The organism is Agrobacterium sp. SOY23, from assembly GCF_027212525.1.
In the GTDB taxonomy this organism is placed as follows: Bacteria; Pseudomonadota; Alphaproteobacteria; order Rhizobiales; family Rhizobiaceae; genus Agrobacterium; species Agrobacterium tumefaciens_I.
Genome location: NZ_JAPWDT010000004.1, coordinates 486,657 through 510,895, shown reverse-complemented (window position 1 = coordinate 510,895; position 24,239 = coordinate 486,657). Strand labels below are relative to the sequence as shown.

Genomic DNA, 24,239 nt, shown 5'->3' with positions numbered 1-24,239 from the left:
AAAGGATACGGCTTTGTCGAGTATGGAAATGGTGGAGAAAAACGGCTGGGGCGAATTGCTGAGCGGGGCTAACCTCTCGCTTCTGACCGTCATCTCCTCCGGCATAGGTCTGCACGCCTTTAATCAGTTCGCGGTGGTGACGGCATTGCCCGTCGCCGTCAATGAAATCGGCGGTGCGGGTTTTTATAGCTGGGCCTATAGTCTCTATTTCGTCGGTTCCGTGGCCGGCGGCGTCACCGCCGTGCTGTTTCGTGAACGCTTTGGTGCCCGCGCCGTCCTGCTTCTGTGCTGCCTCATCTTTTCCTTCGGCTCGGTTCTCTCGGCAATTGCCGGCGATTTTTTATGGGTCGTCGTCGGCCGGGCTTTGCAGGGGGTGGCTGACGGGCTGATCGTGGCGGTGTGTTACAGCCTCATTCCCGCAGGCTTCCGCTCCGGCCTGTTGCCGAAGGTCTTTGCCATCGAGGCGGCGATCTGGGCGGTGGCTTCCTTCATCGGCCCGCTGACCGGCGGTTTCGCCACCCAGCACATCTCCTGGCGCGCCACCTTCCTGCTCTCGGCGCCGCTGATCCTGCTGCTGCTGGTCTATACGGTGGTTGCCGTTTCCGCCGAGCGGCCGGTGGCGGCCACGCGCAAGCCGCTGGTGCCGCTGCTGCTCTGCCTTGTCGGCGCACTGGCCTTTTCCGCGCCTTCGGCCTTTGAGGATGCGAGCCTGCGGGCGATCTCCCTGCTGGCGGGTGCGGCGTTGTTATGGGCTTCCCTGCGGGCAGGTATCCAGCCTGCCTCCGGCCTGTTCCCGAAGGATTCCTTCCGGCTGAAAACGGTGCTCGGCAGCGGCTTCTGGGTGCTGTTCCTGATGTCCTATGCCCATGCACTGGGTAGTGTCTATCTTGCTTATGTCGCCATCAATCTCTGGCAGCATGAACCGACCTTTGCCGGTTTCATCGTCGTCACCATGCCGCTCGCCTGGAGCTTCGTGGCGATGCTGATCGGCAGCCTGCGCTCAAACCGCCTGCGGGAAATCTGCCTGCATTACGGCCCCTACCAGATGGTGCCGGGCTGCGTCCTGCTTGGGCTCGGGCTTGCGACGGGCAACTGGGGAGAGATGCTGCTTGGGCAAATCCTGATAGGGTCTGCCTTCGGCATGTCCTGGGCCGGCATCAGCCAGGCGGCCATGGAAGCTGCCCCGGAAGAGGAGCGCAAGATGACCGGCGCATTGCTGCCCACGGTCGCGACCCTCGGTGCTGCGGCGGGTGCGGGTGCCAGCGGCACCGTCGCCGCCGCGACCGATCTTGTCGTGCAGATCGATCGTGCGGATGTGACGATGCCAATGCTTTATCTTTATGGGCTGGGTGCCGCCGTGTCGCTGCTGGCGATCATCACCGCGAGGGGCTTGCGGGGCGCGCGCCGATAGGCCGCTCGCCCGCGCCGTCACGATTGGGTGGTGGCGATGGTGATCGCCGCCAGATAAACGACGAAGGCCATGATGGCGATCGCGCCGATAATGACGATGATGCCCTTGCCGGCGCGTTTCTTTTCCGCCTTGTTTTCGTTGGCTTCGGTCGGAAACAGGATCGGATCGCTGGTATCGCGGATTTTGGTCATGCCGTTTCTCCTTATCCGTGGATTGGGCGGTTTCGGTCTATCAACCGCCCAGTCCGTCAAAAGGTTCCTCACGGTTTCAGCGCCCAGCCGGTGGCATGCACCACCGCGCCGGGAGCTGCCCTGAGGAGCGCCGAGCGCACCGGTTCGAAACCTTCGATGCGTTTCGTGCCGACATAACGGCCGCGATCGGCGAAGACCTCAAGCGAGCCGTAATCCAGGAAGATGCGGATGCGGGATGCCCTCGCGCCCCTGGCGATATAGTGCGGCGAGGGGCCTTCGCGCCCATCCTCGTGGCGGATCCACAGGCCGGTTTCATCGGAAACGAGACCGAGCCTGACCGTCGGATGATCGAGCGCCAGCTCGAACGCGGCGCCGGGTGAGGCAAGCTCGATCAATATTTCCACCGCACCGTTGATGAAGGTGACGCGCTCGCCGGCGGCCAGCCGCGTTCGGTCGAGAATATGGCTGCGCAGGCTTTCCGCCGCGCCGATCGGTGGGGTCAGGAGTTCGCCATTGGCGTAGTGAATCCGGCGCGGCAGGGTCATGGAGGTGGGGAAATCGATTTCGGGATTGGCATCCGCCCAGTTTGCCAACCAGCCGATGCCGACGATGCTGTCGCCATCGAGAAAGGCCTGAAAGGCGTAATTGTCGGTGCCGAAATCCAGTTCCTGGCCAAATTCCCTGGTGAAGACCTTGCCGTCGAACCAGCCGACATCGGCCATGGTCAGGTTCTTGCGGCCGGTCTCCGGGTCTTCCGAATGCATCAGCCCGTAGATCAGCACCCAGCGGGTGGAGCGGGCATTGGCAGGGCCATCGAGCGGCAACAGACAGGGGCATTCGATGGCGGTCGTCCTGTAGCGCGTTTCCACCCACAGCTTGCCCACATAGGTCCAGCCAGAGGCGGCGGTGGGGTCCAGCGTTTCGTAAAGCAGGATGACGCCGCCGCCATCGCTCTGGCTGCCAAGCACCATCTTCCACAAGCCGTCAGGACCACGAAAGACATGCGGATCGCGAAAATCGGGCGTCAGCCCCTGTCCGTCCGGGCGCTGGCCCAGAATAACCTCGGCCTGCCCGGCCATGATGAGATCGGAGGAGGTGGCGGTGAGCTGAATCTGTGCTTCGGGAATGCGGTCCTGCACCTGTTCGGTGAAAAAGACGCGGATGCCGGAACCCTCCACCAGCGGAATGGTCGAGCCGGAATAGGCGCCACCGCGCTTGTCCGGCCGCGTCGTCAGATCCTCGGAGGGGAAGAGGAAAATCGGCAGATGCCGCCAGCGCAGATAATCCGAAGAGACCGCATGGCCCCAATGCATGGTGTTCCAGCGCAGCCCGTGTGAATAATGCTGATAGAACAGATGCGGCCGGCCCTCGAAACGGCCAAAACCGTTCGGGTCGTTCATCCAGCCGAAGGGTGGGCGGAAGTGATAGCTGCCCGGCAATTCGGGTGCGGCATTGTCGGGCTTGGTATGGACGACGGTGATGCCGGTTTCCAGCACATCCGAAGCGGTGAACCAGTAGATGACGGAAACGGCGGTGGTCACCGTGTCGTAGCTCAGCTCCACATGGCCGCCGCCGAAGACCTGATAGATTCGAAAACTGAACTCTTCGGTGTTGACGCTTGAAACTTCGGCGAATTTTCCGTTCTGGTTGGAGAAGGAGACGGCGCCGGGTTCGGCGTCTTTTTTTGCCTTCAGCCACACATGGAAGGTGGCGTTGACCGGCAGGTCGGTGTGGAGGGTGCGGATGGCGCTTTCCGGCTCGGCGCTTATGGCTTCAACGACGGTCATTCCCGTTCCTTTCGTTGCGGCTATTCTGGTTCAGAAAACGCAACGAATGGGACGAAAGAAAGTTCAACCGCCGGCCTGTTCCCGTGCCGCCGTTTCGTATTTGCCGTCCAGCTCGAACACCAGCCCGCCCGGATGGTAGAAGGTGCGGCCCTCACCGGAAAAATAAGCCGCGACGATCTGGTTGGTGAGGCGCGAGCCGAAACCCGTGCGTGTCGGCGGCCGGACGGGCGGTCCGCCGGTTTCGCGCCAGCGCAATTCGAAACGGTTATTCTCACCCAGCATCCAGGCGATTTCGACCCTGCCGTTTTCATTGGAAAGCGCGCCATATTTCAGGGCATTGGTGGCGAGTTCGTAGACCGCGAGCGACAGGCCGAGCGCCTGCTGCGGAGCGATGTCCATCTCCGGGCCGGAAATCGTCACCCGCGCCCGGTCATCGAGATGCGGATAAACGGAATCGCAGACGAGGCTGGTGATGCCGGTGCCCTTGCCGGAAGCATGCATGAAGTTCTGGGCGTTACCGAGGGCGGCGATGCGCCTCTTGATGGTGTCTCGCGCCTCTTCCAGTGTTTGGGAATGGCGCATGGTGGCGCTGACGACGGCGGTGGTGATCGCCATGGTATTCTTCACCCGGTGGACGAGTTCGCGGCGCAGCACCTCTTCCCGTTTGCGGCCTTCCACCGTTGCCGTCGTCTCCACCGTGATGTTGATCAACCCGGCAATATTGCCGTCATCGTCATAAAGCGGGCTGTAGGAGAAGGTCCAATAGGTATCTTCCGGAAAGCCGTTGCGGTCCATGACCAGATGCAGGTCTTCGGCAAAGGTGCCTCTGCCGGACAGCGCTTCATCCACAAAGGGTTTCACGTCGTCCCAGACATCCGACCAGATGATGTGAAACGGTTTGCCGAGGGCGTCCCGTTCCTTCAGCCCGAGAAACGGCCGGTAGGCGTCATTGTAGATGATGTTGAGATCCGGCCCCCAGAACAGGCAGATGGCATGGCCCTGCTTCAGGATCGTCCGCACCGTTGTCTTCAGCGCAACGGGCCATGTTTCCACCGGTCCCGCCGCCGTTGATGCCCAGTCGAAAAGCCGGATGGCTTTGCCCATTTCACTATCGTCATCGGGGAAATGCGGCACTAATTCATCCTGCGGTACGGGGCTGATTACCGTGCCTATGTAGGGATAAAGGTATCCCCAGTTCAAACTGAATTTCACTAAAGTCCGATATGGCCTGTCGAATTTGCCGCAGGCACTCTCGCAACCCGGCGTAAAAACCGCCATATCAGGCAAAAGCAGGGAGTTTACCCGTGATGAAATTCGACAATTCCTATGCCCGCCTGCCGGAGCGTTTCAGTGCCGCCGTGCTGCCGACGCCGGTGAAGGCGCCGCGCCTCATCGCCTTCAACCGCGCGCTTGCGGATGAGCTCCTTCTCGATGTTTCGGGCCTTGACGATGACAGGCTGGCGGCGATCTTTTCCGGCAATGTGGTGCCGCAGGGGGCCGAACCGCTGGCCATGGCCTATGCCGGCCACCAGTTCGGCGGTTTCGTGCCGCAGCTCGGTGATGGCCGCGCCATTCTTCTCGGCGAGGTGATCGACAGGAACGGCAAACGGCGGGATATCCAGCTTAAAGGCTCCGGCCCCACACCGTTTTCGCGCAGGGGCGATGGGCGCGCCGCACTCGGCCCGGTGCTGCGCGAATATATCGTTTCGGAAGCGATGAATGCGCTCGGCATTCCCGCCACGCGGGCACTGGCGGCGGTGCTGACGGGTGAAAGGGTACAGCGGGAAGTGGGCCTGCCGGGTGGCGTTTTCACCCGCGTGGCGGCAAGCCATATCCGCGTCGGCACCTTCCAGTTCTTTGCCGCGCGCGAAGACGACGAGGCGATCAGGAACCTTGCCGATTACGTCATCGACCGCCACTATGCCGAGGCGAAAGACGCCGATAATCCCTATCTCGCCCTGTTGCAGGGGGTCGCTGGGCGGCAATGCGAGCTTATCGCCCGCTGGATGATGGTGGGTTTCATCCATGGGGTGATGAATACCGACAATATGGCGGTCTCCGGCGAGACCATCGATTTCGGCCCCTGCGCCTTTCTCGACGAATACCATCCGAACAAGGTGTTCTCGTCCATCGATGCGCAGGGCCGTTATGCCTTCAACAACCAGCCGGGCATTGCCCAGTGGAACATCGCAAGGCTGGCGGAATGCCTGTTGCCGCTGCTCGACCCGGAGGTGGAGAAGGCTGCGGAACGCGCCAATGCCGTGCTCGCCGATTTCGCCGCTGATTTCCCGAAACGCTGGCTTACCGGCATGCGCGAAAAACTCGGCCTGAGGCAGGAGGAAGAGGGCGATGTCGATCTGGTGCAGGCGCTTCTTTCGCTGATGCAGGCATCGGAGGCGGATTATACGCTGACCTTCCGGCGTCTTTCCCATGCGGCCAATGGCGATGCCGAGCCGTTCCGCGGCATGTTCATCGATATTGCCGGGGCGGATGAATTTCTGGCCCGCTGGCGGGAAAGGACCGGGCGGGAAGGGATATCCGATGCCGAAAGGTCACGGGAGATGCTGGCCGTCAATCCGGCCATCATTCCGCGCAATCACCGTATCGAGGAGCTGATAGAGGCGGCGGTGGAGGAGGGTGATTTCGAACCGTTCCATGCCATGCTGGCGGCAACCGCGAAACCCTTCGAGGAGCGGCCGGATAATTTCGTCTACATGCAGCCGCCGATGAGCCATGAGCGGGTGTTCAGGACGTTTTGCGGGACGTAAGCGAAAAGCCGATCCACAGCGCTGGAACGAGCGGGGTGGGGCAAGGGGTATCAGGGGCCATGAAGAATGAATGACGCATCAAAGCTCGTTTTCCTGCTTGGCCTGACCATGACCGCGGCGTCGCCAAATCTGGCGTCTGCGGATGCCGGCCATGGTGATCTGACCATCTTGATGACGGCCGAAAAAGGGGCGCTCACGCTCCAATATCACAAACCGGGCGAGCGTCCTGGAGACGATCCTTCAATGCAGTGCGCCATTGGTGACAAAATCACCTTGCCCGCGGGCGAGGTCGTGAATCTGCAATTCATCTCGGCAGATGTGCCTTACAGCTTTGAGATAACAGGGTACGTGGAGAAGGTGGATATTGTGCCCGGTCTCGTGAGCTATAGCCAGATTGAGACGCCCACGGAGGCCGGGCAGGTCCGTGCCGTGCTGCAAACGGACGCAGACGGTTCGAAGAAGGTCGTGGCGGTGCGCTTCCGTTCAGGTTCGAACACCTTCGACAGCCAGTTGTTCTGCGCGCCCTAGCGCATTGCAGCGGGCGCTTCTTCCATAAGGCAGGCCGGTTGCGGCCGCATCAGCGGCCGCCCCGATGGATATCCTTGAATTACCCCACCCGGGCCAGCGGTTCATGCGAGCCATAATAACGGCCAAACCGGTTTTCGAGGAATTTCGGCAGGGCCACTTCCTCCTGCCGCACGAAGCCCTTCTGCGGCAGGGCACCTTCGGCCAGAAGGTCGAGAACCGTGCAGATGCCGGCGGCGGTGGTGATCTGGATGGCGCTCATCATGCGGCCGGAAACCGGGCCGGCATAGACCTTGTTGGCATAGGTTTCCTGCAGGAAACGGCCGTTGCGGGTGCCGCAGACGGTGACGAAGACGATGACCACATCCTGCATGGTGCCGGGCAGGGCGTTTTCGAACAGGTCCTTCAGCACGTCGCGGCGGTTGCGCAGGTTGAGGTCGTTCAAAAGCGCCTTCATGATTGCCACGTGGCCGGGGTAACGGATGGTGCGGTAATTCATGGTCCGCACCTTGCCTTCCAGCGTGGCGCAGAGCGTGCCGAGGCCGCCCGAGGTGTTGAATGCCTCATAGGTGACGCCGTCGAGCGAAAATTCCTCGCGTTCCTCAAGGGCAGGAACAGCGGTGAGACGGCCTTCGACGATGGCTTCGCAGGGCTCGATGTATTCGTTGATCAGCCCGTCCGTGCTCCAGGTGAGATTGTAGTTCAGCGCATTGGAGGGATATTGCGGCAGCGCGCCGACACGCATCCTCACGCTGTCCAGCTTGTCGAAGCGGGCGGCGAGATCGGCGGCGACGATGGAGATGAAACCGGGGGCGAGGCCGCATTGCGGGATGAGCGCGGTCTCGGCCGTTTCCGCCAAGGCCTTGACCTTGCGGGTGGATTCCACGTCTTCGGTCAGATCGAGATAATGGGTGCCGACCGCGACCGCCGCCTCTGCAATGCCGGCCGTCAGATGGAAGGGGGCGGCGGAGAGCACGGCGAACTTGCCTTTCAGCAGTGCTTCGAGCGCCGGACGGTCGGTGATGTCGACGATCTCGGTGTCGACGCGCTCATGCGCCGGCACATTGGCCAGCTGATCGGTCGAACGGTCGGCGACGGTGATGCGATAATCGCCGGTGGCGGCCAGCATCCAGGCAATGGCCGAACCGATATTGCCCGCACCGATGACGACAATGTTTTTCATGTTTTTGTTCCCCGCAGTAAATTCGCATGTGTCTGCGCAACGAATGCGCTCCAAAGACAGAATGCCAGCTTTTATTGACGATTCGCAGCTTCACTATGTGCAGATAGCGGTCTATTATTGGACAGTTAGACGACAGGATTGATCACTATGACGATCGCCGACAAGGACCGGGCGCTGCTCGCTTTGCTTTCCGAAAATGCCCGCATGCCGGTGGCGGAACTGGCGCGCCGGCTCGGCCTTTCTCGCACCACGGTGCAGGCGCGAATCGAGCGGCTTGAGGCTGACGGTGTGATTGCGGGTTATGGTTTGAGGCTTTCGGAAAGTTATCTTTCCGGACTGGTGCGTGCCCATGTGCTGATCACCATCGGCCCGAAGGCGCTGCCGGCGGTAACGGCGGCGCTCACCGCCATCAAGGAGGTGACGACGCTGCATTCGGTGAGCGGCACCTTCGATCTCATCGCCATCCTTGCTGCGCCATCCATCCTCGATCTCGACCGGCTGATCGACCGCATCGGCGCGCTGGATGGCGTGGAGCGCACGCTGTCGTCGATCATTCTATCGACGCGGATTTCGCGGTAGGGGTTTGTGGGGAATAGGGGGCTGCCGCCGACTAAACCACCGCCCGCTCGTCATAAGCCCTCTGCGCCGCCATGACCGCATCGATATTGCCCTCCGCCCAATGGGCAAGCGCCGCCACCGTTTCGGTCAGCGTCCGCCCCAGCGGCGTCAGTGAATATTCGACCGTTACCGGCACGGTCGGAAAGGCCTGCCGTGAAATCAGCCCGTCCCGTTCGAGCTTCTTCAGCGTCTGCGACAGGACCTTCTGCGAAATGCCCTTGATCTCCCGCCGCAGCAGGTTAAAGCGCACCGCATCCACCCGCAGTTTGTCGAGTATCAGCAGCGCCCACTTGTCGGCGATCCTGTCCAGCACCATGCGGGTGGGGCAGCGATCCTCATAGACGTCATAGATGCGTTCCATCGGTTTGTTCCGTGCTTTCAGGGTCTTGCCGGTTTCCACGAGGAAACCAGATAACCGAAAAGTGCTCTCTTTTCATGATTTCGATCACGCAGTATCTGTGTTTTCGAAACATGGTTTCCATTAGATACTAAGGAGATTTGAGATGACAGGCAAGATACTCGTAATCGGTTCGACAGGCACCATCGGCACGCCGCTGGTCAAGGCGCTGGTGGCCAAGGGTGAAAGCGTCAAGGCGGCTTCGCGCACCGGCATCGCAACGAATGGCGCGGCAGGCGTGCGCTTCGATTATACCGACCACACCACTTACGCCGATGCATTCGAAGGCGTGGACCGTCTGTTCCTGATCCTTGCCGGCGGGCGTCTCGATGCGATCGATGCGCTGACCCCCGTTGTTGAAGAGGCCGCGCGCCGCAAGGTGAAGATCGTGTTCCTCAGCGTGCTGGGTGTAGATGCCGATGATTCCATTCCCTATCGCCAGATCGAACTGAAGATCATCGCGTCCGGCACGCCTTACGTCATCCTGCGCCCCAACTGGTTCGCCGATAATTTCCACAGCTACTGGAAGGCTGGCATCGAACACGGTCAGATCGCCGTGCCTGCTGGCGAGGGCAAGTCGAGCTTCATCGATGTGCGTGACATCGCCGACAGTGCTGCCGCGGCGCTCACCTCTGACGCCTTCAACGGCAAGGCCTTCAACCTCACGGGCCCGAAGGCGTTCGGTTACGCCGAGGCAGCCGCGCTGATTTCGCAGGCTATCGGCAAGCCGGTGTCTTACAGCGCCGTTTCGGATGAAGTCTTCATCGGCATTCTCACCGGCGCCGGTGTGCCGCAGGACTACGCTTCCTTCCTCGCCTCGATCTTCTATCCCGTGCGTGAAGGCTGGACGGCCGTGGTGACCGGCGACGTGGAAACGCTGACCGGCCATGCGCCGCGTTCGCTCGAAACCTATATCGCCGACAATCTGGACCTGCTGAAGGGCTGAGGCTCAAAGCAGGCCCGCCGCGCTTACGCCGGATCGGTGGAGCCGCGGCGGGCCTTGAAGAGCATCTTCAGCCGCTGGATCTCTTCCGCATTCCAGCCCTGCGGCTGGGTCACCTCCATCCACGCATCGATATAGTGCTCCGGCGCATAGACATGGCCATACCCCATCGGCGCGGTGGTGGCGGCGGCAACATCGAGACCGAGCTGCAGCAGGGTGACGACCGGGAACCAGCGGAAGGACGTGGAAACGTCAGGGCCGTGATGCACCATCCATTGTGGCCGCCGGTAAAGCGAGGCGGCCTCGAAGAAGGTGATGGGGTCGCTCGCATATTGCAGATAGACGATCCGCATCGGCCCCCAGTTCACACCCGGCATATGGGCTGTCGTATATTGGTTGGCGAAGCGGATGACGGAGGAATCGCGGAAACGTGGCAGCCACTCCGGCGTGTCCTTCACCCGGCCATTGGTGGCCATGCGCCAGGTGGGGCTGGAAAAGGGCGGGCCGCTCCACAAAGCGCCCTGGAACGGGTCGGACAGCACATCATAGAGATCAGAGGACTTCTGCGAATTGAGCGAACCGAGGCTGAGGCCATGCAGGTAGAGCTTCGGCCGCGTCTCCTTCGGTAATGTGGTCCAGTAACCATAAACGGCTTCGAACAGGGCGCGTGCCGTCTCGACGCCGTAATCCGGTTCGGTCAGCAGCGCGATCCAGCTGGAGAGATAGGAATATTGCACGGCGACACTGGCGATATCGCCATCGTGCAGATATTCCACCGTATCAAGCGCCTCCGGGTCGATCCAGCCGGTGCCGGTGGGGATGACGACGAGCAGCACCTTGCGCTCGAAACCGCCGACCCGCTTCAGCTCCTCCAGCGCAAGGGAGGCCCGCTCTTCGGGTGTGGAGGCGGAATTCAGGCCCGCATAGACCCTCAGCGGCTCCTTGGCGGGGCGATGGGTGAAGGTGGAAATCTGCGTGCCGGCGGGTCCTTCCGCTACGAATTCCCGCCCGCGTCGACCGAGCGACTCCCATGTCATCAATGAGGCGCTGCTGCCGGTTTTCAGCGGATCGGACGGGCGCGGCACATCTGGCTCGATCAGCGAATCTACCTGTTTCAGCGATGAATCGGCAAATCTGAGGCCGATATCGAAAATCAGCCCGTTGAGCAGCATCCATGACAGCACGATGGCGGCGGTGATGCCGAGAACATTGGCGAGCCGGCGCGGCAGGAAATGCTGGCTGCGTGCGGCAAAGAACCGGCGGATCAGCTGGAAAAGCCGGCCGGCGCCGATGAGCAGGGCCGCAACCAGCACGGCAAGGCCGCCGGTCTTGGTGGGATGGGCGCTCGGCAGCGGATCGAGCTCCATCAGCACGCGAATGGAATTCTGCCAGTCCTTCGCCTGCCACAGGAACGCGATCGCCGTAATCGCTGCGGCAAGGGCGATGAGAAACCGAACGCCGCGGGCATTGTGGCGCGAGGGTTCGGGCAGCTCCAGATAGGCCCAGATGGCGTGCAAGGCGACGCCGATCAGATAACCGATCGCGAAGGAAAAACCGCACAGAACGCCCTGCATCAGCCATGTGCGCGGCAGCAGCGAGGGCGTGAGTGAAGCGCAGAAGAGAACCGTGCCGAAGACGATGCCGGTTGCCGAAAGACCCGCAAACAACCGCTCAACCCATTGTTTTACCAACTTGACTTGCCCCTTCTGTCCACCGCTTGCGGCGCGAGTGTAATATGTGGCGGGCCAGGGTGCAAATGCCGGCGTCAGGATAAAAATCACGATAATAGGAAAATAATCCTTTACAGCGTGACGGTGGTTTGATAGTGTTTGGTTACGGTCGGAGATTTGCGGCTGACAGAGAGTTTTGCCCGCTGCCCTCATTCCTGTGACAAGCACAGGGAAGAGGGTGCTGGATAAACCGCTTTGCGCCCATCCCCTGTCCATCTTATTTCTCCGCAGGCCAATCCCATGACAAGCTCTCACAATTGCGACCCGGCGCTCTACGGAGCCTGGCCGGAGACGCCCGCTTATGCCGGTGAGGACATGCCGGAAGCCGCGCCCGAAACCAAATCGCGGGCCGACAGGCTGGCCGCAGAGGATGCGGCGCGCAACGGCAGTCTGCGGCAATTGCTGAACGAGCTGACGGTGGAGATGCGCGAGCAATTCTCGATGTACCGCAATCTGCGCGAAGCGGGCGAGGCGGGGCTCTTGCCGGGCACCGACGATACGGATGCCAAGCAGGCGCGCGCCGATGTGAAAATCGCAACCGATCAGCTGTCGCTCATCGTTCGCACGCTGGAGCGGATCGACGCCCTGCAAAGGGTGCTGGCGGAGGAGCGGCAGGCGCTTATGGACGAGGATGAAACCGATACGGAAGATTACGAGGCGGCGGTGGCGCATTTCCTCAAACGTATCGACGAACTGGCCGAGCAGAAATGTCGCGAGAGGCTGGAGACGATAGCCGCATCCGGCACTGCGGCGGGGTCTGACTGAAGAATGGTGAACGCTTCCATGGAAGCCGGCCTGCAGGAGCAGGTCTTCAACCTGCTGCGCGACTGGCGTTTCATCGGCAACCTGCCGCAACAGGCGCCGGAAGGCGACTGGCGGACATGGCTGCTGATCGGCGGGCGCGGTTCCGGCAAGACCCGTGCGGGGGCCGAATGGGTGCACGCCGTCGCTTCCGCCGGCAAGCAGTCGGATCTGCGCATCGCGCTGGTGGCGGAAACGCTGGGCGATGCCCGCGAGGTGATGATCGACGGCATTTCCGGCATCTGCCGCATTGCCCGCCGCAATCGCCCCGCCTTCGAAGTGTCGCGCCGCCGGCTTATCTGGCCAAATGGCGCGATGGCGCATGTGTTTTCCTCGGAAGACCCGGAAAGCCTGCGCGGCCCGCAATTTCACATGGCCTGGGCGGATGAGCTGGGCAAATGGAAATATCCGCAGGAAACCTGGGACATGCTGCAATTCGGCCTGCGCCTGGGCGAGACGCCAAGGCAACTGGTGACCACCACGCCGCGGCCCATTCCCTTGCTGAAGGCGCTGCTTTCCGATCCGACAAGCCGGGTGGCGCGGATGCCGACGGCGATGAATGCACAGAACCTCTCGCCCGGCTTCCTGAAGGCCATGGAGGAGCGTTACGGCGGCACGCGGCTCGGCCGTCAGGAAATCGGCGGCGAGCTGATCGATGAACGGGAGGGCGCGTTGTGGAAACGTGCCGATCTGGAGGCAATAATCGAGGCGGCGCATGAGCCGCTGTCGCGGATCGTGGTGGCAGTCGATCCTCCCGCCGGAATGGGCGAGAATTCCTGCTGCGGCATCGTTGTGGCGGGGCTCGGCATGTCCGGGCGGCTCATGGTGCTGGCGGATTGTTCGGTGGAAGGTGAAACGCCGGCGGGCTGGGCCCGCGCCGTGGTTGCCGCCTTCCGCCGCCAGGAGGCCGACCGGGTGGTGGCCGAGGTCAATCAGGGTGGCGAAATGGTGCGGGCCATGCTGCAGAGCATAGACGCGAACCTGCCTCTGACTTTGGTGCGGGCAAGCCGTGGCAAATTCACCCGCGCCGAGCCGGTCGCGGCCCTTTACGAGCAGGGCCGGGTGCGCCACGCGGGCCGGTTTGAAAAGCTGGAGGACCAGATGACGGATTTCGGCCCCGATGGCCTGTCATCCGGGCGCTCGCCGGACCGGCTGGACGCGCTCGTCTGGGCGATCACGGCGCTGACGACGATGGTGGCGAGTGAGCCGAGGGTGCGGGGGATGTGAGCCGTTCAATCATCGCTTCCGCGCATGAGAGCCACTTGGCTTTCAAGCGAGCGTATGCCGCTTGTTTCGTCTCCCTGCGGGGGAGAAGGTCGCGGCAGCGGGATGAGGGGGCGAGGGCAAAGATATTCGGAGAGGTTTCCCTCTCATCTGACCCTTCGGGCCATCTTCTCCCCGGCGGGGAGAAGAAATTCGCGGTGCCATCCACGCCCACAAGCGGGCGCCCGGCAGGTCTTACTTCTTCGGAGATTGCGCCGGTTTCGGCTGCGAGCCGGTTTCGCGCATCTGGCGCCATTCGTTTTCGAGGCGGTCATAAACGGTCTGGGGGATTGTCGCTGTCATGGTGGCATTCCTCCTTGAATGGTTAACGCTGCAAGATTGCGCGGTGAATGGAGTTAGCGCGCTAAGGTTCCGGAATTCAAGGAATTTTTTACCTCAAAACCCCGGCTGACAGATTAAAATCGATTAAGGTTTTTTCAAATCGATTTAGTCCCGATGGCCGTCATGTGGAAAACCGGGTGTCATATTGCCCGTCATTTTCAGGAGCCGTCCATGGCCTATGACGAGGCGCGATTCTTCGCGTCGGTGCGAAGTTCCATCTTCGGCGGCCGCCTGCGCGCCGCCCAGCTTGCCGGTACGAAAATAATGCTGGCGGGGTTCGAAAAGGCGATGCCGGGCGGCGACCCCCGCTGGCTGGCCTATATGCTGGCGACAGCCTTTCACGAGACGGCGGCGACCATGCAGCCGGTGCGCGAGACATTGGCGGCAAGCGATGCGGAGGCGATCGCAAGGCTCGACCGCGCCTTTGCAGCTGGCCGGCTGCCGATGGTGCGCAAACCCTATTGGCGGCCCGATGCCGACGGGAAAAGCTGGCTGGGGCGCGGTTTCGTGCAACTGACCCATCGCCGCAATTACGAGGCCATGTCAGCGCTCACCGGCATAGACCTTGTGGAACGCCCCGAGCGGGCCATGGAGGCGGAAGTGGCGACGGCGATCCTGATCCACGGCATGGCGGGCGGCAGCTTTACCGGTCGCAAGCTTTCGGATTTCTTCAGTGGCGCGCGTGAGGATTGGGATGGCGTGCGTGCCATCATCAATGGCAGTGACCGGGCGCGGCTCGTCGGCGGTTATGGGCGCGCATTTCATCACGCGCTTGTCGCTGCGCGGATTGAACCGGGGCGGGCCAGATGATAACCCGTTACACGGCGCCGAAAAGGCCGCCTTTTAAGTTTGCATGACAGGTGACACCGTGATCCGCCATATCGTCTTTTTCACCGTTCCCGAGGAAAACCGCGACGCCGTGCGCAAGGGGCTTTCCGGCCTCACCGCGATACCGCATGCGCTGAAGCTTGAAATCGGCGAGAATGTGAAGAAGGACCAATGGGGCAACTCGGTCGATTTCATCGTTTATGGCGAGTTCGAAAACGAGGCGGCGCTGGCGGCCTACAAGGCCGACCCCGCCTATGATCTTTCCACCCGCACGGTAAAGCCGCTGCGCGAGACCCGTGTTGCCGCCGATTTCGACAGCGATACCGCGGTTAAGGCGCCGATCCGGTAACGTCTGCTTTCGTCTGCGAAGGCAAGGCGCATGCGCACGCTGCTGACAACGGGCGCAAACCTTCCTCCGTCATGCCGGACTAGATCCGGCATCCAGCCGACGCGCGTCTGCGCGGCGGGAAGAGCCTTTTCAGCCCAAGGACTTGGACTGGCTGGACCCCGGCTCCGGTCCGGGGTGACGGCATAGGGGCGCTGTAAGCCATCACAACAAGGACAACTCCATGCGATTTCCTTTCTCCCTGCCGCGGCGGCGCCCGGCGGATGGCAAAGCCGTGCCTGAAAGCCGGAAGATGGCCGAGGGCTTTATGGCGGTGGCGGTGCAGGGCGGGCAGGCCTTCTGGTCCGGCCGTTCCTATGCCGCCCTTGCCCGCGAAGGCTTCATGAAAAACCCAGTCGCCCACCGCGCCGCCCGCATGGTGGCGGAGGCGTCCGCCTCCATGAGCTGGCTGGTTTATGACGGCGATGAGGAACTGGTCGATCACCCGCTCCTGGCACTGCTGTCGCAGCCGAGCGCCCATATGGGCGGGCCGGATTTTTTCGAGGCGCTTTATGGCCATCTCATGCTGGCCGGAAACGCCTATATCGAACCGCTCACGGTCGGCGGGCGGTTGCGCGAGCTGCATCTTCTGAGGCCCGACCGGGTGAGCATCGTCGAGGGGCCGGATGGCTGGCCGGTGGCTTATGAATACCGCGCCGAGGGCCGCGCCGCCCGCCGCATCGCCGCCGAGCGGGATGGGCTGGCGCTTCTGCATCTGAAGCTTTTCCATCCGCTGGACGACCGGGTGGGTTTTGCGCCGCTCGCCTCCGCCGGTGCGGCACTCGATCTTCACAATGCGGCCAGCCATTGGAACAAGCGCCTGCTCGACAATTCCGCCCGGCCTTCCGGCGCGCTGGTCTATCAGCCGAAGGAGGGTGGCAATCTCTCCACCGAGCAATATGAGCGGCTGAAGCGTGAGCTGGAGGAGGGCTATCAGGGAGCGATGAATGCCGGCCGACCGCTGCTTCTGGAGGGCGGGCTGGACTGGAAGGCCATGGGTCTTTCGCCGCGCGACATGGATTTTCTTGAGGCACGCAACGGTGCGGCGCGCGATATCGCGCTCTCGCTCGGCGTGCCGCCGATGCTGATCGGCATTCCCGGCGACAATACCTACGCCAATTATCAGGAGGCGAACCGCGCCTTTTATCGCCTCACTGTGCTGCCGCTCGTTCATCGCACGGCGGCAAGGCTCTGCGGCTGGCTGGCACCGGTTTTCGGCGCTGGCTTGAGGCTCGAGCCCGATCTCGACAGGATCGCCGGGCTTGCCGGCGAACGGGATGCGCTCTGGACACGCATCGGTGCGGCATCCTTCCTGAGCGACGAGGAAAAACGCGAAGCCGTCGGTTACTGAGCGGCCGAAACCACGTTCTGGAAGTGTGTGATGTTCAGCTGAATCATTTTCTGAAGAAGCGGACTCTCTCTGTGAGCTCTTCCGCCCAAGCGATTCCGAAGATTCGTAAAATCACAGAAGCGCAGGCGCGCAAAAAGCGCCTGCGGGCGGCGCGATGCGTTCGCCCGATTGCAACATCCTAAACGGGAATGATTACCCATGTCTGAATTCGCCAATGAGGCCGGTATCTGGGCCGCCCGCATCACCGGCGCCGTGGCGGGCGCGGGTGTGTCACTCGTTTACCTGCTGCCGAAAAGCAAACGCGAGGCGGCGAGCCGTTTCGTCACCGGCGTTTCCTGCGGCATGATCTTCGGCGGGCCGATCGGCCTGTGGATCGTGCAGCAGCTCGATATTGCCGGGGCACTTTCGGGCCGGGAAATCATGGTGGCCGGCTCGGCCGCCGCCAGCATGGGCGCCTGGTGGGGGCTGGGTGTTCTGGTGCGCATCGCCGACCGATACGGCACGCGCCCGCGCGCCTGACAGGCACCGCCCTTTCCCCTTCATATCGCAGGAGTTTTTCATGCACGTTTATCGCGGGCCGCGTCCCGCCACGCGCAAATTCGCCAATCTGGAGCTGCGCGGCATTACCAGCGACGGCACGTTTTCCGGTTATGCCAGCGTCTTCGGCGAGGTCGATCTCGGCAAGGATGTGATCGAGCGCGGGGCTTTCCGCCGCTCCATCGAGGAGCGCAGTGCGGGCGGTATCCGCATGCTTTACCAGCATGATCCGGCCGAGCCGATCGGCGCATGGCGTACCATCCGTGAGGACGAGCGCGGTCTTTACGTCGAAGGCATCCTCGCGCCCGGCGTCGCCCGTTCCCGCGAGGTGCATTCGCTGATGAAGACCGGCGCGCTGGACGGGCTGTCGATCGGCTTTCGCACCGTTCGCTCCGGCAAGGCGGCAAGCTCGGGCGTTCGGCGCATTCTGGAAGCCGATCTGTGGGAAATCTCGGTCGTGACCTTCCCGATGCTGCCCTCGGCTCGCGTCTCCGACGTCAAGCATGCCCGCTTCTTCCGCGACCGCGAGACCGAACTGGTGCGAACCATGCGCCGCGCCGCCCGCTCGCTGTTCGACACCACCTTCAAGCGCTGACCTTCAGGCATCCAAGAACAAGGAAACCGACATGACAGACCAGATAACGAAACCGGCCCCGATGACCGTCGCCCCGCAGGTAAAAGCCGTGCCCGATACGGTGACAGCCGCCTTCGACGACTTCATGGAAGCTTTCGAAACCTTCCGTGAAACCAACGACCAGCGGCTTGCCGATATCGAGCGCAAGATGGGGTCGGATGTCGTGACCCGCGACAAGCTCGACCGCATCGACAAGGCGCTCGACGACAACCGCAGGATCATGGACGATCTGGCGCTCAAGAAGGCGCGACCCGCGCTTGGCCGCAAGGATGCGCTTTCCCACGATGCCGAGGAGCACAAGGCGGCTTTCGAGGCCTATATCCGCCGCGGTGAGGAGGGCGCGCTGCGCGACCTGGAGGCAAAGGCCTTTGCCGGTTCGACCGGGGCGGATGGCGGTTTTCTGCTGCCGAGCGAGACGGATGGCGAGATCGGCCGGCGAATGACGGCGATTTCACCGATCCGGGCGCTGGCGACCGTGCGGCAGGTTTCCGCCGCCGTGCTGAAGAAACCCTTCGCGCCCGGCGGCATGACGACCGGCTGGGTCTCCGAAACGGCGGCACGCCCGCAGACGGCAACGCCGCAGCTTGCCGAACTGTCCTTCCCGACGATGGAGCTTTACGCCATGCCGGCGGCGACCCAGGGGCTGCTGGATGATGCGGCGGTCGATATCGAAGCCTGGATCGCCTCGGAGGTGGACATCGCATTTGCCGAACAGGAGGCCGCCGCCTTCATCGCCGGTGATGGCGTCAACAAGCCCAAGGGTTTTCTCTCCTATACCACCGTCGCCAATGATGGCTGGAGCTGGGGCAATATCGGTTATGTCGCGACCGGCGTTTCGGCCGGTTTCGCCTCCTCTGGTCCGATGGATGTGCTGCTCGATGCCGTTTACGCGCTGAAGGCCGGCCATCGCCAGAACGGCACTTTCCTGATGAACCGAAAGACGCAAGGGGCGCTGCGCCGCTTCAAGGATACCAGCGGCGCCTATCTCTGGCACCCGCCAGCCGTCGCAGGCCAGCCGGCCTCGCTGATGGGCTTTCCGGTGACGGAGGCGGAGGACATGCCGAATGTGGCGGCCAACAGCTTCGCCATCGCCTTTGGCGATTTCCGCGCCGGTTACCTCGTCGTCGACCGTACCGGCGTGCGCATCCTGCGCGATCCCTATTCGGCGAAACCCTATGTGCTGTTCTACACCACCAAACGTGTGGGTGGCGGCGTGCAGAGTTTCGAGGCGATCAAGCTGGTGAAATTCGGGGTGAATTGATAGCCGCAGTATTGGCCTTTTCTTCTCCCCGTCGGGGAGAAGATGTCCCGAAGGGACAGATGAGGCGGCAACCTTGCCGGATGTCGGAGAGCTTGCCCCCTCAACCCGCTGCCGCGACCTTCTCCCCGGCGGGGAGAAGGCGAAAGACGCACCCACTCGCCCACTCGACTACCTTCTTCTCCGGAGACCCCATGACCTATGCCCTCATTCATCCGCCAAAGGCGGAGCCGCTGACGCTTGCCGAGGTCAAGGCGCATCTGCGTCTCGATGGTAGCGACGAGGACGCGCTGCTTGCCGCGCTGCTGCGCACTGCCCGCGAGCATCTGGAACGCGCGACCGGGCTTTGCCTCATCCGCCAGACCTGGCGGCTTTATCTCGACCGGTGGCCTGAGAAGGGCGTGATTCTGATTGGCAAGGGACCGGTGCAAGCCATCGAAACGATTCTGGTTTTTGATGGTGAAGGCCGCGCGGCGGACATTACCGGCGCCGACAGGCTGCTCGACGGCACGGCGCGCCCGGCACGGCTGTGGCTGCGTGACCCGCCGAGCCCGGGGCGGGCGATGAACGGCATCGAGATCGATTTCATCGCCGGTTACGGCGAGGCTGGCACCGAGGTGCCCGACACGCTGAAACGCGCCATGCTGATGCATGTGGCGCAGATGTTCGCCTTTCGCGGTGCGGTTGCCCCGGAAAACCAGCCTGCGGCGATTCCTGCCGGTTACGAGCGGCTGTTGGCTCCTTTCTGCCGCCTGGGGCTTTGAGCCATGAACCTCGTTTTTATCGACCCTGGCAAGCTGACGGCGCGGCTGGAGCTGGAGCTGCACACAGAAATACCGGACGGGCAGGGCGGTGCGACGGAAGGCTGGACTGTGCTGCGGTCGCTCTGGGCGGCCATCGAACCGGTTTCCGAGGCCTCCCACGAGCGGGCCTCGGCCGAGGGTGTGACGATCACGCACCGTATCTGGCTGGCCTTTCGCAGCGACGTTACCGTCGGCATGCGCTTTCGCAAAGGCAACCGGATTCTGGCGATCCGGGCGGTGATGGATCCGGATGAGACCCGCCGCTTCATCGTCTGCCGTTGCGAGGAGGAAAGCCGATGAGCGCTGCCAACCCATTGCTGCAGGCGATTTTTGCGCGGTTGACGGGCGATGCGGCGCTGACGGCACTCATCCCCGGCGGCATGGTCGACCGGCTTCTTCCACGCGCGGTTCTGCCATGCATCGTTATCGGCGATCTTGAAAGCCGGGATTATTCGACGGCGACGGAAAAGGCCGAGGAACATTTCCTGTCGCTGCAAATCTGGAGCGATGCCAATGGCCGCAAGGGTGCGGGGGAGATCGCCGCTCGGGTGAAGAACCTGCTCGACGATGCGGCGCTGTCGATTGCCGGCGTCTCTCTCGTCAATCTGCAATTTGTCTCCAGCCGCTCGCGGCGCGAGGCGAAGACCCGGAATTTTGTTACGGAGATGCGTTTCCGGGCGGTGACGGAATAGCGCTGTTTCAGAAGCCTTGTCTGCGCACGGTTCGCCACAGAGCGATCAGCAGCACAAACGAAATGCCGATCAGCACGGCGGCGATGCCAAGCATGGCCGCCACCCCGCCGCGATCCAGCGCCAGCGTGAAGATGACCGGCGCGACGGCGATGGCAAGGTTCTGCGGCAGGGAGATGCGCGCAGCCTGAAGCCCATAGTCCTCCGGCGAAAACACGGCGAGCGGCAGCACCGCACGGCTGACGGTGAGCACGCCGGCGCCGAAACCGAAAAACACGATGAAACCGATGAAGGACGGCATGGCCGGGGCAAAGCCAAGCAACAGCAGCAGCGACAGGAACAGGAGACAGAGGCCAATCGCGGCGGTGACGAAGGGGCTGCCGCGTTTTCCAAGCAGGAAATCCAGCCCGCGTGCGGTAATTGCCAGCAGGCTGCGCGCCGATGCCAGCTGCACGGCAAACGATTGCGACGCGCCCGCCTGCACCAGGAACAGCGGCAGCAGCGGCGACAGACCGAAGGTCGTAAAGGCGCTGATCGTCGTCATGGCCGCCAGGAGCAGAAAGGCCCGGCGTGTATCGACCGGTGAGGGCGAAAGGGCATCCGCTTTCTGCCGCTTTGCCTGCGTGCGCGCCGGGCGGCCGGGAAGGACGAAGAGATAGAGCGGCAGAAGAACGAAGATCTGCAGACAGGCATAGAGCAAAAGCGTGCCGCGCCAACCAAGGTGCTGTTCCACAAGCGCGGTGAGGGGCAGGAAAACCGCCCCGGAAAGCCCGGTAAACAGCATCAGGAGCGCCAGCAACCGGCCACCTTCCGCACCCACGCGTTCCACCACGGCGGTATGGGCAGCCGTCGTCAACCCGCAGGTTGCAGCCAGACCCATCACGGCCCAGCCGAAAAGATAACTTGTGACACCGCCCGAAAAGGCGAGCACGGCAAAACCGGCTGCGAAAAGCAGCGAACCCGCCACCAGCACGGGTGCCGCGCCGCGGCGGACGAGCGTTCTTCCAAGCAGCGGGCCGCAAAATGCGCTGATCAGCATCATGATGGTGAGGCCGGCAAAAACGATCTCGTTGCCGATCGCCAGTTCGCTGCCGATGCGTGGCGCCAGAATGGCCAGCATGTCGAAACCGCTGCCCCAGCTGACGATCTGCCCAAGCGCCAGCACACCGATAAGGCGCACGCGGGACGTCGTGGGGGAAGCGTCGGACATGGTGAAATCGCGGGGTGCGAGGGGCTGGAAACCATTTGGTAGCAGGCCCACCGCACCCCCGCAACAGCAATCGAGAAAGGAAAACAACATGGTGGCGCAAAAGGGCAAGGACCTGCTGCTGAAGATCGACAATGGCGGTTCCTATGAAACGGTGGCCGGCCTCCGAACCAAGCGGCTGGCCTTCAATGCGCAGGCGGTCGACGTGACGGATGCACAAAGTGCCGGCCGCTGGCGCGAGCTTCTCTCCGGCGCCGGCGTGCAGCGTGCATCGCTGACGGCCTCCGGCATCTTCAAGGACCAGACGAGCGATGCGCTGGTGCGCGGCGCGTTTTTCGCCGGCACCATTCCGGGCTGGCAGATCGTCATTCCCGATTTCGGCACCATTGCCGGACCGTTCCAGATCGTCGCGCTCGAATATTCGGGCCGCCACGATGGCGAGGTGCAATTCGAGATCGCGCTGGAATCCGCCGGTCTCCTCACTTTCGGAGTGCTGTGATGCCTGAGCGTTTGCGTTACGGGCGGGCGAACCGCCATCGCGGTGAGATAGAGGCGCTGATCGACGGCGAAAGGCGCATCCTGTGCCTGACGCTCGGGGCTCTCGCCGAACTCGAAACCGCCTTTGCTACCGATGATCTGACGGCGCTCGCCGAGCGTTTCGCCAGCGGCCGCATGAAGGCGGCCGACATGATCCGGGTCATCGGCGCGGGCCTGCGCGGCGCGGGCAACGTGTTTTCCGACGAGGATGTGGCGGCCGCGACGGTGGAAGGCGGCATTGCCGGCCACGCCGCGATCGTCGCCGATCTTCTGACTGCAACCTTCGGCGGCTTCAAAGGTGATGCAACGCCGGACCCTTGAGCGCCGCAGCAGGTGAGGCGACAACACGCCCCTTTCCCTGGCCGGCGGCCATCCATGCCGGCCTCTGCCTGCTGCGGCTTTCCCCTGAAATCTTCTGGCGGCTGACGCCGAGGGAGTTCTTCGCGATGACGGGCGGCAACGCCGTTCCGCGCGGCCCTGACCGTCAGGCGATGGAGGCGATGATGCGGCGGTTTCCGGATGGGTGAGGGCGTCAGGGCATCTTTCGCGGCCGGCCGCCCTTCACACCGTTGGCGCGGCTGGCAGCCGCCTTGGCCGGGGAGCGGGATTGCCCGCCCTTGCGCTGCGCTTCCATGAATGTGCGGCTGCCGAAGATGCCGTTCATCAGGCCGGCGATCGTATAGTCGATATCGAGGTTTTCCCAATGCAGGCCCGTCTCGCCGAGAAGTTCGACTTCGGCGAGCTGCTCTGCCGTGGCGTCCTGCAAGCCTTCCAGTGCCCGGGCCGGAAACATGAAACAGGCGCCATTGGAGAAATCGACGATGACGTGCGCCGACGCCGCTTCGAAACGCACGGAGACCGGAATGGGGCGCCCGGCACGTTCCTTTTGCCAGCGCTCCTTGGCGGCTGTGAGTTCGGCGTCGCTGATTTCAACCATGATATCGTCTCCAGATTTCCATAAACAGCGTCCGGTTCTCTTCGATAACGGCAACGGCGCGCCGCACATCCCGGTCCGACATACCGCCCTGTGTGAGAACGGTGAGGCTGACGATATCGATACGGGCTTCACCCTCTCCGTAGACATGGGCATGCGGCGGCTCGTGATCAGCCGTGTAGATGACGAAACGCATGCCATGCTGGCGCAGAACGGTGACCATGAGAACCATAACCCAAGAAGTTGGGTTTTAAAAGGATTTGGGCTGAGGCAATGGATTTTTAAAAAGCTGTTTCAGCACCATGCATTCCCCAGTTGAATCAGAAAGGCAAGCGCGATGGCGGGCGAAGGATCGATTGCGGAGAACCGGGAGGAGGCGGAAGCGCTCTTCGAGGTGATGGGTGATCTCGAGCGGCGTTCGGAGCGGTTCGGGGCGGCGCTGACCTCCGCGCTCCAGGCGGCGACGACGGGTGGCAGGGGGCTCGATGATGTGTTGCGCGGGCTCGGGCAGCGGCTGTCGGGCATCGCGCTTTCGGCCGGGCTGAAACCGCTGGAGAACATGATCGGCAACGCCGTCGGCGGGTTGTTGAACGGCGGCGGTTCGCTCTTCGCCTTTGCCGATGGCGGTGTGCCGGGGCGGGCCATCACGCCTTTTGCGGAGAGCGGCGTGGTCTCCAGCCCCACCTTCTTTCCGATGGGCGGTGGGCTTGGCCTGATGGGGGAAGCGGGCGCGGAGGCGATCCTGCCGCTGAAGCGCGGTTCGGACGGTGCTCTCGGTGTCGCTGCACCCTCGGGCGGGAGTGGGGCGCAGATCGTTTTTAACGTGACGGCCACGGATGCGGCGAGCTTCCGGAAAAGCGAAGGGCAGATTGCCGCGATGCTGGCGCGCAGCGTCGGGCGTGGCCAGCGGGGATTGTGACACAGGCGCGCGCCCATCTCCATTCCTGTGCCTGACATAGGAATTCAGCCAACCAAGTCATTGGGCTGAAAGGACTGCCTCGCCGCCCTGTGGTTAGCACAGGGATGAGGAGAGGAGAGCGAACGACGCATGGGCTCCTCCGCTCCTCCTTCTTGCCGCGCGTCGTCCTTCCCATTTCCCAACCATCAAAACGAATCC

At 62.7% G+C, this 24,239-nt stretch carries 29 protein-coding genes; 20 read left to right on the top strand and 9 right to left on the bottom strand.

Going from position 1 to position 24,239, the window contains the following annotated elements; translation table 11 throughout:
- Positions 1-22 precede the first annotated feature (22 nt).
- Positions 23-1,411 (top strand): MFS transporter, encoded by a 1,389-nt coding sequence (locus O3S81_RS14760; protein ID WP_269344460.1) that lies wholly within the window; start codon positions 23-25, stop codon positions 1,409-1,411.
- A 17-nt stretch (positions 1,412-1,428) separates the two neighbouring features.
- Here O3S81_RS14760 and O3S81_RS14755 read toward each other — a convergent pair whose 3' ends face one another.
- The 3 genes from O3S81_RS14755 to O3S81_RS14745 form a co-directional block, all read right to left on the bottom strand.
- Positions 1,429-1,602: a hypothetical protein gene (locus tag O3S81_RS14755; RefSeq protein ID WP_269344256.1), complete on the bottom strand. Its 174-nt coding sequence runs from the start codon at positions 1,600-1,602 to the stop codon at positions 1,429-1,431.
- Between the two features lie 68 nt (positions 1,603-1,670).
- Positions 1,671-3,389 (bottom strand): glycoside hydrolase family 32 protein, encoded by a 1,719-nt coding sequence (locus O3S81_RS14750; protein ID WP_269344255.1) that lies wholly within the window; start codon positions 3,387-3,389, stop codon positions 1,671-1,673.
- Between the two features lie 63 nt (positions 3,390-3,452).
- Positions 3,453-4,493: a sensor histidine kinase gene (locus O3S81_RS14745; RefSeq protein WP_269344253.1), complete on the bottom strand. Its 1,041-nt coding sequence runs from the start codon at positions 4,491-4,493 to the stop codon at positions 3,453-3,455.
- A 203-nt stretch (positions 4,494-4,696) separates the two neighbouring features.
- Here O3S81_RS14745 and O3S81_RS14740 point away from each other — a divergent pair, with 203 nt between their 5' ends.
- On the top strand, positions 4,697-6,157 hold the full coding sequence (locus tag O3S81_RS14740; RefSeq protein WP_269344458.1) for a protein adenylyltransferase SelO: 1,461 nt from the start codon (positions 4,697-4,699) through the stop codon (positions 6,155-6,157).
- Positions 6,158-6,223: 66 nt separating this feature from the next.
- Positions 6,224-6,685, top strand: coding sequence for a hypothetical protein (locus O3S81_RS14735; protein ID WP_269344251.1), 462 nt, complete (start codon positions 6,224-6,226; stop codon positions 6,683-6,685).
- A gap of 79 nt (positions 6,686-6,764) precedes the next feature.
- Here the strand turns inward: O3S81_RS14735 and O3S81_RS14730 are convergent, their stop codons facing one another.
- Positions 6,765-7,865 carry a saccharopine dehydrogenase family protein gene (locus O3S81_RS14730; RefSeq protein WP_269344249.1) on the bottom strand — a complete coding sequence of 367 codons (1,101 nt, stop codon included), beginning with the start codon at positions 7,863-7,865 and terminating at the stop codon, positions 6,765-6,767.
- A 147-nt stretch (positions 7,866-8,012) separates the two neighbouring features.
- Between O3S81_RS14730 and O3S81_RS14725 the strand changes: the two genes are divergently transcribed.
- Entirely contained in the window at positions 8,013-8,444 is a 432-nt protein-coding gene (locus O3S81_RS14725) for an Lrp/AsnC family transcriptional regulator (protein WP_269344247.1), read from the top strand.
- 31 nt (positions 8,445-8,475) lie between these two features.
- Here O3S81_RS14725 and O3S81_RS14720 read toward each other — a convergent pair whose 3' ends face one another.
- Positions 8,476-8,844: a winged helix-turn-helix transcriptional regulator gene (locus O3S81_RS14720; protein ID WP_269344246.1), complete on the bottom strand. Its 369-nt coding sequence runs from the start codon at positions 8,842-8,844 to the stop codon at positions 8,476-8,478.
- A gap of 142 nt (positions 8,845-8,986) precedes the next feature.
- On the opposite strand from O3S81_RS14720, the gene O3S81_RS14715 reads away from it, so the two are divergent.
- Positions 8,987-9,826: an SDR family oxidoreductase gene (locus tag O3S81_RS14715; RefSeq protein WP_269344245.1), complete on the top strand. Its 840-nt coding sequence runs from the start codon at positions 8,987-8,989 to the stop codon at positions 9,824-9,826.
- Positions 9,827-9,849: 23 nt separating this feature from the next.
- Here the strand turns inward: O3S81_RS14715 and O3S81_RS14710 are convergent, their stop codons facing one another.
- Entirely contained in the window at positions 9,850-11,490 is a 1,641-nt protein-coding gene (locus O3S81_RS14710; protein WP_269344456.1) for an alpha/beta hydrolase, read from the bottom strand.
- 303 nt (positions 11,491-11,793) lie between these two features.
- Here O3S81_RS14710 and O3S81_RS14705 point away from each other — a divergent pair, with 303 nt between their 5' ends.
- The 11 genes from O3S81_RS14705 to O3S81_RS14655 all read left to right on the top strand — a co-directional run bounded on the left by O3S81_RS14705 (position 11,794) and on the right by O3S81_RS14655 (position 20,447).
- Positions 11,794-12,318: a hypothetical protein gene (locus O3S81_RS14705; RefSeq protein WP_269344244.1), complete on the top strand. Its 525-nt coding sequence runs from the start codon at positions 11,794-11,796 to the stop codon at positions 12,316-12,318.
- A 3-nt stretch (positions 12,319-12,321) separates the two neighbouring features.
- Positions 12,322-13,581, top strand: coding sequence for a DNA-packaging protein (locus O3S81_RS14700; protein ID WP_269344243.1), 1,260 nt, complete (start codon positions 12,322-12,324; stop codon positions 13,579-13,581).
- 549 nt (positions 13,582-14,130) lie between these two features.
- Entirely contained in the window at positions 14,131-14,769 is a 639-nt protein-coding gene (locus O3S81_RS14695) for a hypothetical protein (RefSeq protein ID WP_269344242.1), read from the top strand.
- A gap of 58 nt (positions 14,770-14,827) precedes the next feature.
- A complete protein-coding gene (locus tag O3S81_RS14690) occupies positions 14,828-15,136 on the top strand; it encodes a Dabb family protein (protein ID WP_006700091.1) in 309 nt (102 codons plus the stop codon).
- Between the two features lie 220 nt (positions 15,137-15,356).
- Entirely contained in the window at positions 15,357-16,523 is a 1,167-nt protein-coding gene (locus O3S81_RS14685) for a phage portal protein (protein ID WP_269344241.1), read from the top strand.
- Between the two features lie 198 nt (positions 16,524-16,721).
- Positions 16,722-17,042, top strand: a complete 321-nt coding sequence (locus tag O3S81_RS14680) for a DUF6107 family protein (RefSeq protein WP_092769526.1) — start codon at positions 16,722-16,724, stop codon at positions 17,040-17,042.
- Between the two features lie 40 nt (positions 17,043-17,082).
- Complete coding sequence (locus O3S81_RS14675) at positions 17,083-17,655, top strand: HK97 family phage prohead protease (RefSeq protein WP_269344240.1); 573 nt, start codon at positions 17,083-17,085, stop codon at positions 17,653-17,655.
- A 31-nt stretch (positions 17,656-17,686) separates the two neighbouring features.
- Positions 17,687-18,955 carry a phage major capsid protein gene (locus tag O3S81_RS14670; RefSeq protein WP_269344239.1) on the top strand — a complete coding sequence of 423 codons (1,269 nt, stop codon included), beginning with the start codon at positions 17,687-17,689 and terminating at the stop codon, positions 18,953-18,955.
- Between the two features lie 191 nt (positions 18,956-19,146).
- A complete protein-coding gene (locus O3S81_RS14665; protein WP_269344238.1) occupies positions 19,147-19,716 on the top strand; it encodes a head-tail connector protein in 570 nt (189 codons plus the stop codon).
- Between the two features lie 3 nt (positions 19,717-19,719).
- Positions 19,720-20,055, top strand: coding sequence for a phage head closure protein (locus O3S81_RS14660; protein WP_269344237.1), 336 nt, complete (start codon positions 19,720-19,722; stop codon positions 20,053-20,055).
- A complete protein-coding gene (locus tag O3S81_RS14655; protein ID WP_269344236.1) occupies positions 20,052-20,447 on the top strand; it encodes a DUF3168 domain-containing protein in 396 nt (131 codons plus the stop codon). Before O3S81_RS14660 ends, O3S81_RS14655 begins: the two co-directional genes overlap by 4 nt.
- 7 nt (positions 20,448-20,454) lie before the next feature.
- On the opposite strand, the gene O3S81_RS14650 is transcribed toward O3S81_RS14655, so the two are convergent.
- A complete protein-coding gene (locus tag O3S81_RS14650; RefSeq protein WP_269344235.1) occupies positions 20,455-21,654 on the bottom strand; it encodes an MFS transporter in 1,200 nt (399 codons plus the stop codon).
- Positions 21,655-21,742: 88 nt separating this feature from the next.
- On the opposite strand from O3S81_RS14650, the gene O3S81_RS14645 reads away from it, so the two are divergent.
- From O3S81_RS14645 to O3S81_RS14635, 3 genes are read left to right on the top strand one after another with little or no spacing between them, the layout of a single operon-like run.
- On the top strand, positions 21,743-22,150 hold the full coding sequence (locus tag O3S81_RS14645) for a phage major tail protein, TP901-1 family (RefSeq protein WP_269344234.1): 408 nt from the start codon (positions 21,743-21,745) through the stop codon (positions 22,148-22,150).
- On the top strand, positions 22,150-22,509 hold the full coding sequence (locus O3S81_RS14640; protein WP_269344233.1) for a gene transfer agent family protein: 360 nt from the start codon (positions 22,150-22,152) through the stop codon (positions 22,507-22,509). Before O3S81_RS14645 ends, O3S81_RS14640 begins: the two co-directional genes overlap by 1 nt.
- Positions 22,506-22,715 carry a rcc01693 family protein gene (locus O3S81_RS14635; RefSeq protein WP_269344232.1) on the top strand — a complete coding sequence of 70 codons (210 nt, stop codon included), beginning with the start codon at positions 22,506-22,508 and terminating at the stop codon, positions 22,713-22,715. Before O3S81_RS14640 ends, O3S81_RS14635 begins: the two co-directional genes overlap by 4 nt.
- Before the next feature lie 5 nt (positions 22,716-22,720).
- Here O3S81_RS14635 and O3S81_RS14630 read toward each other — a convergent pair whose 3' ends face one another.
- Entirely contained in the window at positions 22,721-23,125 is a 405-nt protein-coding gene (locus tag O3S81_RS14630) for a DUF2442 domain-containing protein (RefSeq protein WP_269344231.1), read from the bottom strand.
- Positions 23,118-23,345, bottom strand: coding sequence for a DUF4160 domain-containing protein (locus O3S81_RS14625; protein WP_269344230.1), 228 nt, complete (start codon positions 23,343-23,345; stop codon positions 23,118-23,120). The genes O3S81_RS14630 and O3S81_RS14625 overlap by 8 nt, the downstream gene beginning before the upstream one ends.
- Before the next feature lie 114 nt (positions 23,346-23,459).
- Between O3S81_RS14625 and O3S81_RS14620 the strand changes: the two genes are divergently transcribed.
- A complete protein-coding gene (locus tag O3S81_RS14620; protein ID WP_269344229.1) occupies positions 23,460-24,041 on the top strand; it encodes a phage tail tape measure protein in 582 nt (193 codons plus the stop codon).
- Positions 24,042-24,239 lie beyond the last annotated feature (198 nt).